We start from the raw sequence: 16,676 nt of genomic DNA, 5'->3' as shown, positions 1-16,676 counted from the left end.
ATGAAAGATATAGTAGATTTTATAAAAAATATATTTAACACAGATGACTTTATACCTTTACATGAACCAAAATTTATTGGTAATGAAAAGAAATATTTAAATGAGTGTATTGATTCTACCTTTGTATCTAGTGTTGGAAAGTTTGTAGATAAATTTGAAAAAGATTTTGCTTCTTATGTAGGGAGTAAATATGCAATAGCAACAGTAAATGGAACAGCAGCTTTACATATTTCTTTAATATTAGCAGGTGTAAAAGATGATGATGAAGTAATTACTCAACCTCTTACTTTTATAGCTACTTGTAATGCTATTAGTTATTGTAAAGCAAAGCCTATTTTTATTGATGTAGATATAGATACTATGGGTATGTCTCCTACTTCTTTAAAAGAGTTTTTGGAAAAAAACTGTGAAATAATTGATGATAAATGTATAAATAAAACTACCAAAAAAGTTATCAAGGCTTGTGTTCCAATGCACACTTTTGGACATCCTTGTAAAATAGATGAAATCAAAAATATCTGTGAAAAGTGGAAAATATCTTTAGTTGAAGATGCTGCAGAGAGTTTAGGTTCTTATTATAAAGGGAAACATACAGGAACATTTGGAAAGATTTCAGCTTTTTCTTTTAATGGAAATAAAATAATTACATCAGGTGGTGGTGGAGTAATAGTTACAGATGATGAAGCTTTAGCAAAAAGAGCCAAACATATTACAACAACAGCAAAAATACCTCACTCTTATGAATATGTACATGATGAAGTAGGATATAACTATAGACTTCCTAATTTAAATGCTGCATTATTAGTTGCTCAAATGGAAAACCTTGATAAATTTTTATCTTCTAAAAAAGATTTAGCAACAATATATAAAGAGTATTTTTCAAGTATAAATATTGATTTTGTAGAAGAACCAAATGATTGTAGTTCAAATTATTGGCTTCAAGCAATAAAGTTAGAGAATAAAAAACAAAGAGATGAGTTTTTAGAATTTTCTAATAGTAATAAAGTTATGACAAGACCTATTTGGAGGCTTTGTAGTGAGCTTGAAATGTTTGAGAAGTGTCAAAAAGATGAATTGAAAAATGCAAAATATTTGGAAGAGAGAGTTGTAAATATTCCAAGTTCGGTGAGACTATGAAAAAAGAAAAGATAATTTTAATTGGTGGCGGTGGTCATTGCCATAGTGTTATTGATGTAATTGAACAAGAAAATAAGTATGAAATAATTGGAATTGTAGATATAAAAGAGAATATTGGTAAAAAAGTTTTAAATTATGAGGTTATAGCTTGTGATGATGATTTAGAAGAACTTTTTAAAGAGTGTCACAATGCAGTTATTACAATAGGACATATAGAGTCAAATAGTATAAGAATTAAGATATTTCATAGACTAAAAGAAATAGGATTTAAGCTACCTGTTATAATCTCTTCTTTAGCTTATGTTTCAAAGTATTCAACAATTGATGAAGGTAGTGTGATTATGCATCATGCAATTATTAATTCTAATACAAAAATTGGTAAAAATTGTATTATTAATACAAAAGCACTTATTGAACATGATGTAATAATAGAAGATAATTGCCATATCTCAACTGCAAGTATACTAAATGGGCAAGTTTATGTAAAAGAGAATACTTTTTTTGGAAGTAATGCTGTTTCTAAACAAGGTATTATAGTAGAAGGTTTTATAAAAGCAGGGAGTTTAGTAAAATGAATAAAGTATTTATAATTGCTGAAGCTGGTGTAAATCATAATGGTAAAAAAGAACTTGCAAAAAAGCTTATTGATGTTGCAAGTGAAGCAGGGGCTGATGCTGTTAAGTTTCAAACTTTTAAAACAGAAAATTTAGTTTCAAAGAATGCACAAAAAGCAGAGTATCAAAAACAGACTACCAATAAAGAAGAGTCTCAATTTGAAATGATCAAAAAATTAGAACTTGATGTTGATACTCATAAAGAACTTATCTCTTATGCTCAAGAAAAAAATATTATGTTTTTATCTACTCCTTTTGATCATGATAGTATAGAGCTTTTAGATGATTTAGGACTTGAAATATTTAAAATTCCAAGTGGAGAGATAACAAATCTTCCATACTTAAGACAAATAGGTAAGCTAAATAAGAAGGTTATTCTTTCAACTGGAATGGCTGATATTGGGGAAATTGAGGATGCTTTAGATATTTTAATCTCTTATGGCACTAAAAAAGAGAATATAATAGTTTTACATGCAAATACAGAATATCCAACTCCTATGGAAGATGTTAATTTAAAGGCTATGGTAACTATTGGAAATACTTTTGATATTAAGTTTGGTTATAGTGATCATACTTTAGGAATTGAAGTACCTACTGCAGCAGTAGCTATGGGAGCTTATTGTATTGAGAAACATTTTACATTAGATAAAACAATGGAAGGGCCAGACCATAAAGCTTCTTTAGAACCAGATGAGTTAAAAGCCATGGTAAGGGCAATTAGAAATATAGAAAAAGCTTTAGGAAGTACTTTAAAAAAACCATCAAAGAGTGAAGCTAAAAATAAAGAGATAGTAAGAAAAAGTATAGTTGCAAAAACTGAAATAAAAGTAGGGGAAGTTTTTACTGAAGATAAACTTGCTATTAAAAGACCAGGAAATGGAATTAGTCCTATGCAGTGGGATGAAATTATAGGTACATTTGCACAAAAAGACTATAAAGAAGATGAGTTAATATGAAAATATGTATTGTAACAGGAACAAGAGCTGAGTATGGCTTACTTTATTGGCTTATGAAAGAGATAGAAGCAGATAAAGATTTAGAGCTTCAAGTTATTGTTACAGGAATGCATTTAAGTTCAGAATTTGGATTAACTTTTAAAGAAATAGAGCAAGAGTTTAAAATAGATAGAAAAATTGAAATGCTCTTATCTTCTGATACGCATATAGGTATTTGTAAATCAATGGGCTTAGCTCAAATATCTTTTGCTGAAGCTTATGGAGAATTAAAGCCTAATTTAGTAGTTGTTTTAGGAGATAGATATGAGATTTTTAGTGCAGTAAGTAGTGCAATGATATCAAATATTCCTATTGCTCATATTCATGGGGGAGAAACAACTGAAGGCTTAATAGATGAATCAATTCGGCATAGTATTACAAAAATGAGCCAGCTTCATTTTACATCAATAGAGGAATATAGAAAAAGAGTAGTTCAATTAGGAGAAGACCCAAGTAGAGTCTTTACTGTAGGTGGACTAGGAATAGAAAATATTAAAAGACTAAAACTTTTATCAAGAGAAGAGTTTGAAAAATCTATTGATTTTAACTTAAATAAGAAAAATATACTTGTAACTTTTCATCCAGTTACTTTAGAAAAAGCAACTGCTAAAAAACAGTTTCAAGAACTTCTGTTTGCAATTGATGAACTAGAAGAAACAAATATTATATTTACAAAAGCAAATAGTGATACAGATGGAAGAGTTATTAATCAAATGATTGATGAATATGTTTCAAAGAACTCTGAAAAAGCAGTATGTTTTACTTCTTTAGGTCAATTAAGATATTTAAGTGCTTTACAATATATTGATGCAGTAGTTGGAAATAGTTCAAGTGGTCTTCTTGAAGCTCCTAGTTTTAAAATAGGAACAATAAATATTGGAGATAGGCAAAAAGGAAGAATCTCTTCTGAAAGTGTAATTAATTGTAAAGAGACAAAAGAAGAGATAAATAAAGCATTTAAACAACTATATTCAAAAGAGTTTAAAAAATTATTAGAAAAAGTACAAAACCCTTATGGAGATGGATGTTCAAGTCAAAAGATAGTAAAGATTTTAAAGAGTATAAAATATGATAATCTTTTAAAGAAATCTTTTTATGATATAGGATTTACTTTATGAAAATTGTTTTTATTGGAACAGTTGAATTTTCAAAGAAAGCACTTCAGAAGCTTGTAGATATTGATGTTGAGCTTGTAGGAGTATGTACTAAGGAAAAATCAAGTTTTAATAGTGATTTTGCAGATTTAACACCTATTTGTAAAGAGAATAAAATACCTTTTAATTTTGTAGAGGATATTAATTCAAAAGAGAGTATTAACTGGATTAAAGATTTAAATCCAGATATTATATTTTGTTTTGGTTGGTCAAGTTTAATCAAAAATGAATTGTTATCTTTAGCTCCTATGGGAGTAGTTGGATATCATCCTGCAAAATTACCTCAAAATAGAGGAAGACATCCAATTATTTGGGCTTTAGCTTTAGGTTTAAAAAGAAGTGCTTCTACATTTTTCTTTATGGATGAAAAAGCAGATAGTGGAGATATTATTTCTCAAAAAGAGTTTGAAATATTAGATAGTGATGATGCAAAAACTCTTTATGATAAAATTATACAACTTTCACTTATCCAAATAGAGGAGTTTGTTCCTCAATTGAAAGATAATACGTATACTAGAATAAAGCAAGACCAAGCTCTTTCAAATATTTGGAGAAAGAGAAATAAAGCAGATGGTAAAATTGATTTTCGTATGAGTAGTAAAGCTATTTATAATTTAGTACGAGCTTTAACTAAACCTTATGTTGGAGCACACATAGAGTATAAGGAAAACGATATTTCTATTTGGAAAGTTAAAATAATTGAAAATAATGATACTAATATAGAGAGTGGAAAAGTAATAGAATCTAATGAAGAAAAGCTTATTGTAAAAACTTATGATGCAGCTATTGAAATTTTGGAACATGAATTTAAAGAAGTTCCTAAAGTAGGAGAATATTTATGAAAAATAGAGTTCTAGTCGTAGCAGTTCATCCTGATGATGAAACTTTAGGATGTGGAGGAACCTTACTAAAACATAAAGCAAATAAAGATGAAACTCATTGGTTAATTTGTACTACTCTTGATAAAGAGAATAGCTATTATAAAAAAAGAGAAATAGAGCTTATCAAAGTATCAGAAATGTATAATTTCGATAAGGTACATAATTTAGAACTTAAAACTATGCAAGTAGATGAATATAGTATGAGTGAATTAATAAGCAAAATTTCAAAAGTAATAAATGAAGTTAAACCAAATATAATTTATTTACCTTTTAAAGGAGATGTTCATAGTGATCATAGAAAAATATTTGAAGCAGCTTTTTCTTGTACAAAATCATTTAGATATCCATTTGTAAAAAAAATATATATGATGGAAACATTAAGTGAAACAGAATTTGCTCCAAGTGTAAAGGAAGATAGTTTTACTCCTAATGTTTTTGTAGATATAAGTGATTATTTTGAAACTAAAATTGAGATTATGAAAATCTTTAAGAGTGAAATAGAAGAACATCCTTTTCCACGAAGTGAAAGAAATCTTAGAGCTTTGGCTACTTTAAGAGGTGCAACTTCTGGGTGTGAATATGCTGAAAGCTTTGTATTGTTGAAGGAAATATTATGAAAAAAATAGAGAATTTAAAGCTAAGTGTTAATGCTTCAATAAAAGAGGCTTTAGAGATTATTGATACAGGAGCTATTAGAATTGCTATTGTAGTTGATGATAATGAAAAAGTACTTGGAACAATAACTGATGGAGATATAAGAAGAGGTTTTTTAAGAGGACTAGATTTAACTTCTTCTATAAAAGATTTATACTTTAAAAAACCTACTTTGGCAAATATAAATGATTCAAAAGAGTCTATTATTCAAAAAGCTTTATCAAAAAAGCTTTATCAGATTCCTATTGTTGATGATAAGGGTAGATTAGTAGATATTGAAGATTTAGCAAGTCTTATTAGAGTAACAAAAAGAAGAAATAGAGTAATCTTAATGGCAGGTGGACTAGGAACAAGACTTAGACCTTTAACAGAAGGAATTCCTAAACCTCTTTTAAAAGTGGGAAATAAACCAATACTTGAAACAATTATTGAAAACTTTGCAAAATATGGTTTTGTAAATATTACAATAAGTGTAAATTATAAAGCAGATATGATAAAAGAATATTTTGGAGATGGTTCTAATTTTGGAGTAAATATTGATTATATAGAAGAGACAAAAAGATTAGGAACAGCAGGTGCTTTAAGTCTATTAAAAGAGAAACCTATTGAACCTTTTTTTGTAATGAATGCAGATTTACTTACAAATATTAACTTTACACACCTTTTAGATTTTCATTCTTTTGAAAATGCAATAGCAACAATGTGTGTACGAGAGTATAATTACCAAGTTCCTTATGGTGTTATTGAAACTGATGAAAGTAAAATAATCTCAATTAAAGAAAAACCCATAGAAAAGTTTTTTGTAAATGCAGGAATATATGCTTTATCTCCTCAAGTTTTTGAATATATCCCAAATAATGAATTTTTTGATATGCCAACACTATTTGAAAAATTAATAGAAAAAGAACTTAAAACAATTTCATTCCCTTTACATGAATATTGGTTAGATATTGGAAGAATGAGTGATTTTGAACAAGCTCAAAGTGAGTATTTTAGAGTATTTGATGAATAAAAAATCATTTCTTAGTATTATTCCTGCAAGAGGAGGAAGCAAAAGACTTCCAAGAAAAAATATATTGAAAATTCTTGATAAACCATTAATTGCATATAGTATAGAAGCAGGATTAAATAGTAAATATATTGATAAATTAATTGTTTCTAGTGATGACGATGAAATACTTTCAATATCAAAAGATTATGGGGCAGAGATAATAAAAAGACCTGCAAATCTAGCAGAAGATACAACTACTACATTTGATACATTAAAACATGTTGTTGAAAATATATCTGAAGAATATGAATATATTGTTTTATTGCAAGCAACAAGTCCTCTTCGAAAATCATCACATATTGATGAAGCAATAAAACTTTTAGAAGAAAAAAAAGCTGATGCAATAATAAGTGTGTGTGAAATGGAACATAGTCCTTTATGGAGTAATACTTTACCTAGTGATAATAATATGAAACTCTTTTTAAAAGATGAAATAAAAAATAAAAGAAGTCAAGATTTAGAGAAATATTATAGATTAAATGGAGCAATATATATTTGCCGTACAGATAAATTCTTGGAGAATAAGGGATTTTTTCTAGAAGAGAATATATATGCTTATATAATGGATCGAAAAGATTCAATAGATATAGATGAAGAAATAGATTTTATTATAGCAAGTGAATTTATAAAAAAATCTATAAGGAGTTAAGGTGGAAGATTTAAATAATATTGCAGAAGAAGTAATTACTTTAGCTATTAATAATATAGAAAATAAAAATTTTGAAGATGAAGTAATTGTTGGACTTTATTATATTTGTAAATATATAGAAAATGGCCATTCTCTTTCATCAGAAAATATAATACTTCTAAAAAAAGCTATTTCATTATTAAGTGATAATTTAAAAGATATTAGGTTTGCTATTGTTTTATATCTTCTTCAGACTATAGAAGCTCAAAAAGAGACTAAAGAGATTAAAAGTAAATTTTTTGAAAGCTATTATAACTTTGATAATTTTCAAAATATTTTAGATAATAAAGATTTTATCTTATTAATATTCCCTCAAGAAAAGCTTGAAGAGTATTTAGAATGTTTTAATTTAGAGTTTCTTAATGATAAGAGTTTTTGGAATAAAACAGTTACTGAAAAACAACAAGTTATTTTCAAATTTCATTACATAACAATGTTGATTTATGAAAAGAATAAAGAGTCATTTCATAAAATGTTTGACTATTTATTTAAAATATTTGAAACAGCAATAGAGAAAAAAGACGATGAACTTGTTTTTTATTTATACTCTCCGCTATCATTTTCTTATAATGGTGTTTCTACAAGCTTTGAAGAGTGTTCATATTTTAATAATTTAGTAGAAAAAAAACTTGAATCTTATATTAAAAATCATTTAATACAAAAATATGAAATAAAACCAAATAGAAAAAAAAGTAATAATAAAAAATTAAAAATTGCCTTTATTCAAGAGAGATTGATAGAATATTCAATTTATCAAGTTTTATATAGATTGTTAAAGAGTTTAGTAAATACAGAAGTAGAGATTATTGTTTTTGATTTAAATTTTAAAGAATTGGGAGGCTCTTTTCCTGAAAAGCAAAATGAGTTGAAACTTTTAGGTTGTAAAGTAATAGATTGCAATAAAGAGTTTGCTCAAAATGATTCTGTATTTTATTCAACTGTTCAAAAAAGTTTAAAACTTCGTGAATACATAATAGCAGAAGATATTGATGTTTTAATAGGAATGAATGCTAGACCAGAATATAACTTTTTATTTACTACTAGAACAGCTCCTTTACAAATTTATTGGAGTCATGGAAATCATGCTTATAATATAGAGGAAATAGATAAAAAGATAACTCATTGTATTTTTGAAAAAGAGTTAGATTTTGAACAAATTACTATTCCTTTAGATAAAAAAAATAATTCCTCATTTGATAATATAAAGATAAAAGAGATTAGAGAATGTTTTCCTTTAAATACCTTTATCTTGGGCTCAATAGGAAGATTAGTAAAGATTGATAATTATGATTATCTTGAAACAATAGCTAAAATTATGCACAATAATCCTAATACAATTTTTATTGCTTGTGGAAGTGGAGATCAAAAAGGTATTCAAGAAAAGATAGAAGAACTAGGAATAAAAGATAGATTTTATTTTGTAGGGTATGTTGATCCGCATCTTTATGGTAGTGTTATTGATTTATATTTAGACTCTTTCCCTTTTAGAGGAGGAGAATCTTTTCAAGAATATATTGCAAAACAGAAGCCTTTTGTTTGTTATGTACCTCATTCTACAAAGGAACAATTAGATTCAATTGTTAATGAAGCTAGAAAATATTTTTATCCTAATACTTTAGAAAAGTATGTTGAATATGTATCTTTATTAATTAAAGACATAAAGCTAAGAGAAAGTGCAATATTAAGTTTTTATTCAAAAGAAAAAGAAGATGAAAGCAATTTTCTCAATATAATAAAAAAGGGAACTAATGGGATATAGTTGTGAAGTAATAAAGTTCTTTAATGGTAGCAAAGATATTTTAATTCACTGTGATAGTGTGATTGAACTTGGATCTCAAGATATTGATTGTTTGGAAATAAATGAATTAACAAATTTGAATATAGAATTAAGTGAGAAAAGAAGAAATTCTGCTAAAAAAATTTATGAAAAATTAGGCTTTTCTGAGTATGAATGTATTGATATTGATAAAGAACACAATGCTCATGATTTTGATTTAAATTATAATATACAAGAGAAATATTCCTTTTATAAACAGTTTGATTTAGTAACTAATTGCGGAACAAGTGAACATATTTTTTCACAAAATATAGTATTTGAAAATTTACATAATTTATGTAAAGAAGGTGGTTTATTAATTAATATTTTACCAATTGATAAATGGAAAAATCATTCATTCTTTAATTACCATGAAAGATTCTTTTTTGAATTAGCTGCTGCAAATAATTATGAATTATTGAAGTTTGAATATATTATAAAAAAAGATAAAAATGTATTAGCAGGTGTGATTTATAGAAAAACTAATAAGAAATTTATATTACCAAATCAAGGAGATATATATAGATATAGAGATAAATCTATTATTGCAATAAACTCTATTTTAGAATATTTTTTAGGAAAAAACATAAAAAATATAGCAATTTTTGGATCAGAGAAAGAAGGAAATAGGGTTTATAATTTTTTAAAAGAGTCTTATATAAATGTTAAATATTTTATAGATGATTTTAAAAATGATGAGCTTATTGAGGGAATAAAGATTTTAAATTATAAAACATTTATCAAAAATCAAGATGTCGATATTATCATAAAAGGTCCTTTACAAAAAGGTGAAATTGCAGGGAGAGAGAGTCTAAAGATAGAAGTAAAAACACTTCCTCTCTTTTTATTTGAATGAAAATAGGTATTTTTTCTCCATATTCTATAAATCCTATTCATCCACGATTAGAGTTATTATATAATACTCTATCAGAAGTAGAAGAATATGATGTAGATATCATCTCAAGAGATATAAAAAACATTAGATTGAAAACAAAAATTAATAATTTTTTTACTTTAGGGTTTTATGACCTTTTTAGTTTTTCTAAAATTCCTAAGATTTTTAAATATGATATTATTTATGTCCAAGACATGTTATATTTATGGATAGTGTTCTTTGCAAAACTTTGTGGTAAAAAAGTTATTTATGAAACATTAGACAATAATGTTCATTTAAATTATTATCATTTAGCACAGAGAGTTACTTTTTTTAAAAGATTGCCTATTTTATTAAATATTTTTTCTTTTCTTGAAAGAATGATAGTTTTTAATTTTACTGATAAAATAATTGTAAATTCTGATGCTTTGAATGAGTATTTTAAAAATAAAACAGAAGTAATATATTATGCATCTCCTTTGGAAAAAATGAAACAGAGAAATGATTCAAATAAGGATATTGCTTTTTTATATTTAGGCTGGTTTACTCCAATGAAAGGTTCTAAAGAAATTTTAGATTTAGTTGAAAAATATCCATTATATAACTTTTATATATATGGAACAATTAGTGATAGAGAATTAAGAGAAAGAGTTTTTTCAAATAAAAATATTATTCATAAAATGAGAATGAATTCTACTGAATTAAATCTAGAAATAAAAAAATTATTAGATAAATATTATTTGCTAGGGTTTTCTCTTACAAAGTCAATAAATTTAAGTAATGCAATGCAAGAAATAAATAAAGATATGGATTATATGGCATTAGGAATTCCTATTATAGGTAATAGAAGAATTCCTACAAAAGAAAAAATAGAAAAAGGCTGTGGAATATATTTAGAAAATCTAGAAGAAATTTTAAATTATCAGAATATAAGAAAAAAGATTTCAGAAGATTCAATTAAATATTATTATAAAAAATATTCAATTAGTATTTATCAAAATAAAATACTTAATATTGTAAAGGATATAGTAAATGTATAGTGCAGAGTTTACTGAAAGAGAAAAAGAATTATGTAATTTTGTAAAACCTTATACAATGACAAGTCAATATAAATTATATACAATGATACATTCAATAGAATATATTATTAAAAATAATATAAAAGGTGCCATTGTAGAGTGTGGTGTCTGGAAAGCTGGAAATATGATGCTGGCGGCTAAAGTTCTTAAAGAATTAGGTGATGAAACTAGAGACTTATATCTTTTTGATACTTTTGAAGGGATGAGTGAGCCTACTTGTACAGACGTAGGAATAGATGGACTTAATGCAATAGAACAATTTGAAAAAATGAAAGAAAAGAATAGCAGTAGTTGGTGTTATAGTTCATTAGAAGAAGTAAAAGAAAATATGTCTAAAATTGGTTATGATAAAAATAAAATTCATTATATTAAAGGAAAAGTAGAAGACACAATACCTAATGTATTACCTGATGCTATTTCTTTATTAAGACTAGATACTGATTGGTATGAGTCTACAAAACATGAATTGACATATTTATATCCAAAACTAACTCAAAAGGGTATATTACTTGTTGATGATTATGGGTATTGGCAAGGTTCTAAAAAAGCAGTTGATGAATATATTGAAGAAGAAAAATTGTCTATTTTTTTAAATAGAATTGATTTATTAGGTAGATTAGCAGTAAAAATATGAAATGTCCAATATGTAATAGCAAAAAAATAGATAAATATAAAAAATTACCAACTATTTACACTCATGACAAATTAATAAAAAATATAAAATATGGTTTTTGTAATAAGTGTACTATTATTTTTAATAGAGATATTTTTACCAATAAGGAAAAATATCAAAGATTATTTTTTAAATATATACAAAAAGAGCTTTTCCTAGATAATAATTCTAAGATAGAGTTGAATAATCGTTTAGATGACTATATAAGTATAGCTAAAACTATTGATAGTAATGAGATAAATTCTATTCTAGATATTGGATGTAGAGATGGAAAACTTTTGCATGAATTAGGAAATATTCTAAATACTAATGAGTTAGTAGGAGTAGATTTTAAAGTACATAAAGATTATTCTAATATTAAATATTTTGAAGGAGATTTTTTAGATTTTAATATTACTCAAAAGTTTGATTTAGTGATTTCAACTCATGTAATTGAGCATTTATTATATCCTTTGAAGTTTTTCAAGAAAGTAGATTTATTATTGGAAAATAGTAAGTATTTATTGTTATCTTTCCCTGATGCTTTTTATGAATTTTCAAATAATATTTTTGGTACTGAGACATTAAATATTGACCATAAATTACATTTTTCACTTGAAACTATGAAATATTTATGCAATAAATTTGGTTATGATATTCTTTTTTATAATAGTAGCTTCTATAAGTCTGAGTATAAATATTCAGTATCTCTTAATATTTTGATAAAAAAGGAAAAAAGAAAAAAGAAGTTTTTTTTAAAAACTAAACCAATTAAGTCAGCATTTTTTAAATATCACAATACATATCTAAATTATCTATCATATATAAAAAATTTATCTAAAGAAGGGGAAATTTATCTATATGGCTCAGGACAAGCAGGACAACTATTTAATAAACTATTTAGTAACCATAAAATAACTTTGGCAGGAATAATTGATGATTTTAGTGAAGAGCCTGGTAGGATAAGTTTTGAAGATTTTAAAAATAGAAAATCAGATAAACAAGCTTTTTTACTTATTACTATTTTAAAAAAAAATATATTTGAAAAAATAGTAGATAAAGTTATTAAAGAAGAGTTAGAAAATATAAAAGTAATTGATCTATTTTGGGGAGTTCCTTTTTATGTACAAGAACATTAAAACAATCTATGAAAAAGAACTTTCTAACTTTAATGTATCTGCTTTAGACCCTCAATATATTTTTTTAAATTATTTTTTACCAAGTGAAAAAGAGATAAATATTTTAGATGCTGGATGTGGTAGTGGTAAATATATTGATAATTTATATAAGTCTGGATATTTAAATTCGTATGCAGTAGATTTATTTGAAGAACTTAAATTAGAGCATGGTTTTTATTATAAAAAAGAATCAATTGATAAAATGACTTTTAATAATGATTTCTTTGATTTTATTTACTCTTTTTCTGTTATCTATTATCTTAAAGATATAGACCAAGGAATAAAAGAGTTCCATCGAATATTAAAGAAAAATGGTATTTTAATGATAACTGCTCATACAAAATATTCTTTTTTTACTTTAGAAAGAGTTTTAAAAGGTAAAAAATTAAAACATCTGGAGGGGGTTAATTTTTATAGTGCCAACTATTATAAAAAACTTCTTGAAGAAAATGGATTTGAAATAGTGCATATGGATGGGTTTAATACTTCTTATTTTCTTTATCCCTGGTATAGAAAGTTTGCTAATAGATTTAAGTTGAATTTGCCAAAGATTCCTTCAACTGTAACTAAAAATCATTTTTTATCTTTAGTTCGTTCTGAACTCTCTTATCATAGTGTTATTGTAGCAAAGAAAAAATGATAAAAATAGTAGCTCCTAATACTCATAAAGAAGAAATTAGATATTTGTGTGAAACTATTTTTAAAGACTTTTTAGGGATAGAGTATAACTTATTTTTTGAAAAAAGAGGAAACTATAAAATTTCTTTTAATGATAAGTACTTTATTTTAGAGAATGTTTTATTTAAAAACTATGAAAGTTATTTAGTCTCTGAATCTATTCCTAAAGAAATTGATTATATTGAAGAAACACCTATAATATACGGGAAAAACTATTGGGAAATAATTTCTGATAACAATATAATTGAAGAAAAGAATTGTTATAAGAAAATAAAAGTAGGAATTAATGAAAATATATATTGTGGGTTAGATATATTTGGAAGTATCTTTTTTATGCTAAGTCGATTTGAAGAGTTTTTAATCTCTTCTTATGATCAATTTAATCGAGTAACGAGTCAAAATATGCTTTCAATAAAGTTTGGTTTTGAAAAAAAAGCTGTAGTTCATGAATATTTAGAGATATTATGGAATTTAATATTAAATTTAGATTCTTCTTTTTCAAAAAAAGATCACAAGTTTAAATTTATTCCTACCCATGATATTGATCATTTATATTTTTGGAAAGATTATAATTTTTTTATAACTCGATTAAAAAAATGTTTATTTAAATATAAGAATTTCAAACAAGCATATAAAGAAATATGTTCTTATTTTTTAGTAAGAATAAAATTAAAAAAAGACCCATACGATAAAATTGATTATTTTATTAATAAGTCAGAAGAAATAGGAGTTAAATCAATTTTTTATTTTCTTGTTGGGCAACATTGTGACAAAGATGCAGATTTTGACTTGAAAAAGTTAAAAAGATATTTAGAAAAAATAAAAGAAAAAGGGCATGTTATTGGACTACATCCTAGCTTTTTAAGCTGTGAAGATATTAATATTTTAAAAAATGATAAAGAGATTCTTGAAAATATTAGCCAAAACAAAATTACTTTTTCACGACAGCATTATCTAAGATTTAATGTACCTCATACATTTATTGATTTAGAATCAATTGGTATTTTAAATGATAGCTCTTTTGGTTTTACTGATAGAGTTGGATTTAGAACAGGATGTTGTTATTCATATAAAATATTTGATTTTATAAATAAAAAAACTTTGAATCTATATGAACATCCTTTAATTGTAATGGATGGGGTTATTATAGAAATGAATAAAGAGAAGGCAAAAAAAGAGATATTTGAAGTTATGGATGAAGTAAAAAAATATAATGGACAAATGGTAATTCTTTGGCATAATAGCTCTTTTGAAGTAGATAAGTGGGAAAAGTTTCAAGAGCTTTATAGTGAGATAATAGAAGAGGTAAAAAAATAATGAAAATAGCATATATCTCATTTATGCCAAATCCTATTAATGGAGTAGAAAAGAAAATTATACAAATGGTAAAAGCTTCAAAAGATTATGATATAGATTTTTATATATTAAATAATAATCTTGATAATGTAGAAGACAATTTAATATACAAAAAATTTGATATATTTAATATTCCTTTTTCTCTTAAGTTACAACAACAACTTTTTACGCATCTTTTAATTTCTAAAAATGTAGATTTTAATAAATATGAATATATTGTTTTAAGATATGTAGGAGCTTGTTCTCTAGGGAGTTCTTATTTTTTTTATAAATATGGAAATAAAATTTTTTCCGAACACCATACAAATGAAGATATTGAATACAAAGAATATAGAAAAGGTTTTATAAACTGGATTAAATTTGGACTTGAAAGTTATTGTTCTAAAAGAAATTTAAAATATGTAAAAGGAATTATTGGAGTAACTAAAGAAATTGTAGATATTGAACTAAAAAAAAGTGGAAAAAAATCTTCTTTTACTTTTTCAAATGGAATAAATAATGAAATAATTCCTTTTACTCCTGCAAAAGAATTTGATAATAAAGTATTAAAAGTAATCTTTATCGCAAGTAATGAAGCTTCTTGGCATGGATTAGATAAACTAGTATTAGCAATAAGAGAATATAAAGGTACTGTAAAAATAGAACTTCATATTGTTGGAGGTTTTGATACAACAAGATATGAAGATATTAATATTATCTCACATGGATTTTTACAAGGTAAAGAATTAGATAATCTCTTTATGAAAATGAATATAGGAGTATCTTCTTTAGGTTTAGAAAGACTAGGTTTAAAAAGTGCTTCAGTTTTAAAAAGTAGAGAATATATGAGTAGAGGAATACCTTTTATATATTCTTATATAGATGAAGATTTTTTAGATAGTGATTTAGCTTTATATTTAAATAAAGTTGATATTCAAAGCATAATAAATTATTTAAATAATATTACAGAAGAGCATTTTCAAAAGATGAGAGACTTTTCTTCTTCAAATCTAGATTGGAAACATAAAATAAAAGATTTACATCATTATATTCAAAAACATGAGTGTAGTTTTCAAAATATAATTTTAGATTTTGCTTGTGAAAGATTTATAAATAGAGGAATTTTTAAAGGTTCTTCTATTTTAGAGTTAGGTTTTGGGGAAGGTAATGATTTAATAGAGCTTCATCAAAATGGATTTATTACATATGGAGTTGAAGTCTTAGATTTTAAATATAAAGAGACAGAAAGAAAGTTAAAAGAATTAGGTATTGATGCAGAAAAACTTCAATTAGCAAATTCAAAAAAATTTATATTAAATAATAGTAACAATTCAATAAATGCAGTATTTTCAAATCAAGTTTTTGAACATATTGAAGATATGGAACAAGTTGCTTCTGAATTAAATAGAGTGATGAAGTTAAATGGACTTATATACAGTGAATATGCAGCAACATATCCTTTTATTGATTCTCATACAGGATTGCCTCCTTTACATTTATTAAAAAATAAGAAAGTGATTTATATTTGTTTTTTAATTTTAAAAAAATTAAAAAGATGGGATAGAAAAAATTTTACAAAAGTTTACTTATATTATCGACGTTATTTATATTATCGTAGTTATAAAGAAGTAAATAGTATTTTTAAAAAATATGGTTTTTATGTATCTGACATTACTTATAAACGAAGAGAACATCGTTTACAAAAAGATGGAATAGGTACGTTTATTGAGTTAATAAAGTATAAAATATTTAAGAAGACAGGTAGTTCGCAATCGTTAGGAATAGTTGTTAAAATATATTTAAAAATACATGCTTTTTTATATAAATATACTAAGAATAGAGTTGTATTAATAGAAAAGATAAAAGAATTATAATATTTAAGTGGAGTAA

Annotated in this window: 16 protein-coding genes; all 16 read left to right on the top strand. The window is 25.1% G+C overall.

Annotation, left to right across the window (positions count from 1 at the left end):
* From ABIV_RS12700 to ABIV_RS12625, 16 genes are read left to right on the top strand one after another with little or no spacing between them, the layout of a single operon-like run.
* Positions 1-1,137: a LegC family aminotransferase gene (locus ABIV_RS12700; RefSeq protein ID WP_114840244.1), complete on the top strand. Its 1,137-nt coding sequence runs from the start codon at positions 1-3 to the stop codon at positions 1,135-1,137.
* Positions 1,134-1,712: a NeuD/PglB/VioB family sugar acetyltransferase gene (locus ABIV_RS12695; RefSeq protein WP_114840243.1), complete on the top strand. Its 579-nt coding sequence runs from the start codon at positions 1,134-1,136 to the stop codon at positions 1,710-1,712. The genes ABIV_RS12700 and ABIV_RS12695 overlap by 4 nt, the downstream gene beginning before the upstream one ends.
* On the top strand, positions 1,709-2,707 hold the full coding sequence (gene neuB, locus ABIV_RS12690; RefSeq protein ID WP_114840242.1) for an N-acetylneuraminate synthase: 999 nt from the start codon (positions 1,709-1,711) through the stop codon (positions 2,705-2,707). Before ABIV_RS12695 ends, neuB begins: the two co-directional genes overlap by 4 nt.
* Positions 2,704-3,864, top strand: coding sequence for a UDP-N-acetylglucosamine 2-epimerase (gene neuC, locus ABIV_RS12685; protein WP_114840241.1), 1,161 nt, complete (start codon positions 2,704-2,706; stop codon positions 3,862-3,864). The genes neuB and neuC overlap by 4 nt, the downstream gene beginning before the upstream one ends.
* Positions 3,861-4,742: a formyltransferase family protein gene (locus ABIV_RS12680; protein WP_114840240.1), complete on the top strand. Its 882-nt coding sequence runs from the start codon at positions 3,861-3,863 to the stop codon at positions 4,740-4,742. Before neuC ends, ABIV_RS12680 begins: the two co-directional genes overlap by 4 nt.
* Positions 4,739-5,398 carry a PIG-L deacetylase family protein gene (locus ABIV_RS12675; RefSeq protein ID WP_114840239.1) on the top strand — a complete coding sequence of 220 codons (660 nt, stop codon included), beginning with the start codon at positions 4,739-4,741 and terminating at the stop codon, positions 5,396-5,398. The genes ABIV_RS12680 and ABIV_RS12675 overlap by 4 nt, the downstream gene beginning before the upstream one ends.
* Positions 5,395-6,447: a nucleotidyltransferase family protein gene (locus ABIV_RS12670; RefSeq protein ID WP_114840238.1), complete on the top strand. Its 1,053-nt coding sequence runs from the start codon at positions 5,395-5,397 to the stop codon at positions 6,445-6,447. The genes ABIV_RS12675 and ABIV_RS12670 overlap by 4 nt, the downstream gene beginning before the upstream one ends.
* A complete protein-coding gene (locus ABIV_RS12665) occupies positions 6,440-7,135 on the top strand; it encodes an acylneuraminate cytidylyltransferase family protein (protein WP_205526935.1) in 696 nt (231 codons plus the stop codon). Before ABIV_RS12670 ends, ABIV_RS12665 begins: the two co-directional genes overlap by 8 nt.
* 1 nt (position 7,136) lies before the next feature.
* Positions 7,137-8,933 (top strand): glycosyltransferase, encoded by a 1,797-nt coding sequence (locus tag ABIV_RS12660; protein WP_114840237.1) that lies wholly within the window; start codon positions 7,137-7,139, stop codon positions 8,931-8,933.
* On the top strand, positions 8,923-9,846 hold the full coding sequence (locus ABIV_RS12655) for a class I SAM-dependent methyltransferase (RefSeq protein WP_114840236.1): 924 nt from the start codon (positions 8,923-8,925) through the stop codon (positions 9,844-9,846). Before ABIV_RS12660 ends, ABIV_RS12655 begins: the two co-directional genes overlap by 11 nt.
* Positions 9,843-10,904: a glycosyltransferase family protein gene (locus ABIV_RS12650; protein WP_114840235.1), complete on the top strand. Its 1,062-nt coding sequence runs from the start codon at positions 9,843-9,845 to the stop codon at positions 10,902-10,904. Before ABIV_RS12655 ends, ABIV_RS12650 begins: the two co-directional genes overlap by 4 nt.
* Positions 10,897-11,577, top strand: a complete 681-nt coding sequence (locus tag ABIV_RS12645; protein ID WP_114840234.1) for a TylF/MycF/NovP-related O-methyltransferase — start codon at positions 10,897-10,899, stop codon at positions 11,575-11,577. Before ABIV_RS12650 ends, ABIV_RS12645 begins: the two co-directional genes overlap by 8 nt.
* Positions 11,574-12,734, top strand: a complete 1,161-nt coding sequence (locus ABIV_RS12640; protein ID WP_114840233.1) for a class I SAM-dependent methyltransferase — start codon at positions 11,574-11,576, stop codon at positions 12,732-12,734. The genes ABIV_RS12645 and ABIV_RS12640 overlap by 4 nt, the downstream gene beginning before the upstream one ends.
* Positions 12,718-13,413, top strand: a complete 696-nt coding sequence (locus tag ABIV_RS12635) for a class I SAM-dependent methyltransferase (protein WP_114840232.1) — start codon at positions 12,718-12,720, stop codon at positions 13,411-13,413. The genes ABIV_RS12640 and ABIV_RS12635 overlap by 17 nt, the downstream gene beginning before the upstream one ends.
* Entirely contained in the window at positions 13,410-14,768 is a 1,359-nt protein-coding gene (locus ABIV_RS12630; protein WP_114840231.1) for a polysaccharide deacetylase family protein, read from the top strand. The genes ABIV_RS12635 and ABIV_RS12630 overlap by 4 nt, the downstream gene beginning before the upstream one ends.
* On the top strand, positions 14,768-16,660 hold the full coding sequence (locus ABIV_RS12625; RefSeq protein WP_114840230.1) for a methyltransferase domain-containing protein: 1,893 nt from the start codon (positions 14,768-14,770) through the stop codon (positions 16,658-16,660). Before ABIV_RS12630 ends, ABIV_RS12625 begins: the two co-directional genes overlap by 1 nt.
* The last annotated feature ends 16 nt before the right edge of the window (positions 16,661-16,676 follow it).

Origin of the sequence: Halarcobacter bivalviorum, assembly GCF_003346815.1 — a bacterium.
GTDB lineage: Bacteria > Campylobacterota > Campylobacteria > Campylobacterales > Arcobacteraceae > Halarcobacter > Halarcobacter bivalviorum.
The sequence above is the reverse complement of the archived record's forward strand: the minus strand, read 5'-3'. Positions and strand labels throughout refer to the sequence as shown.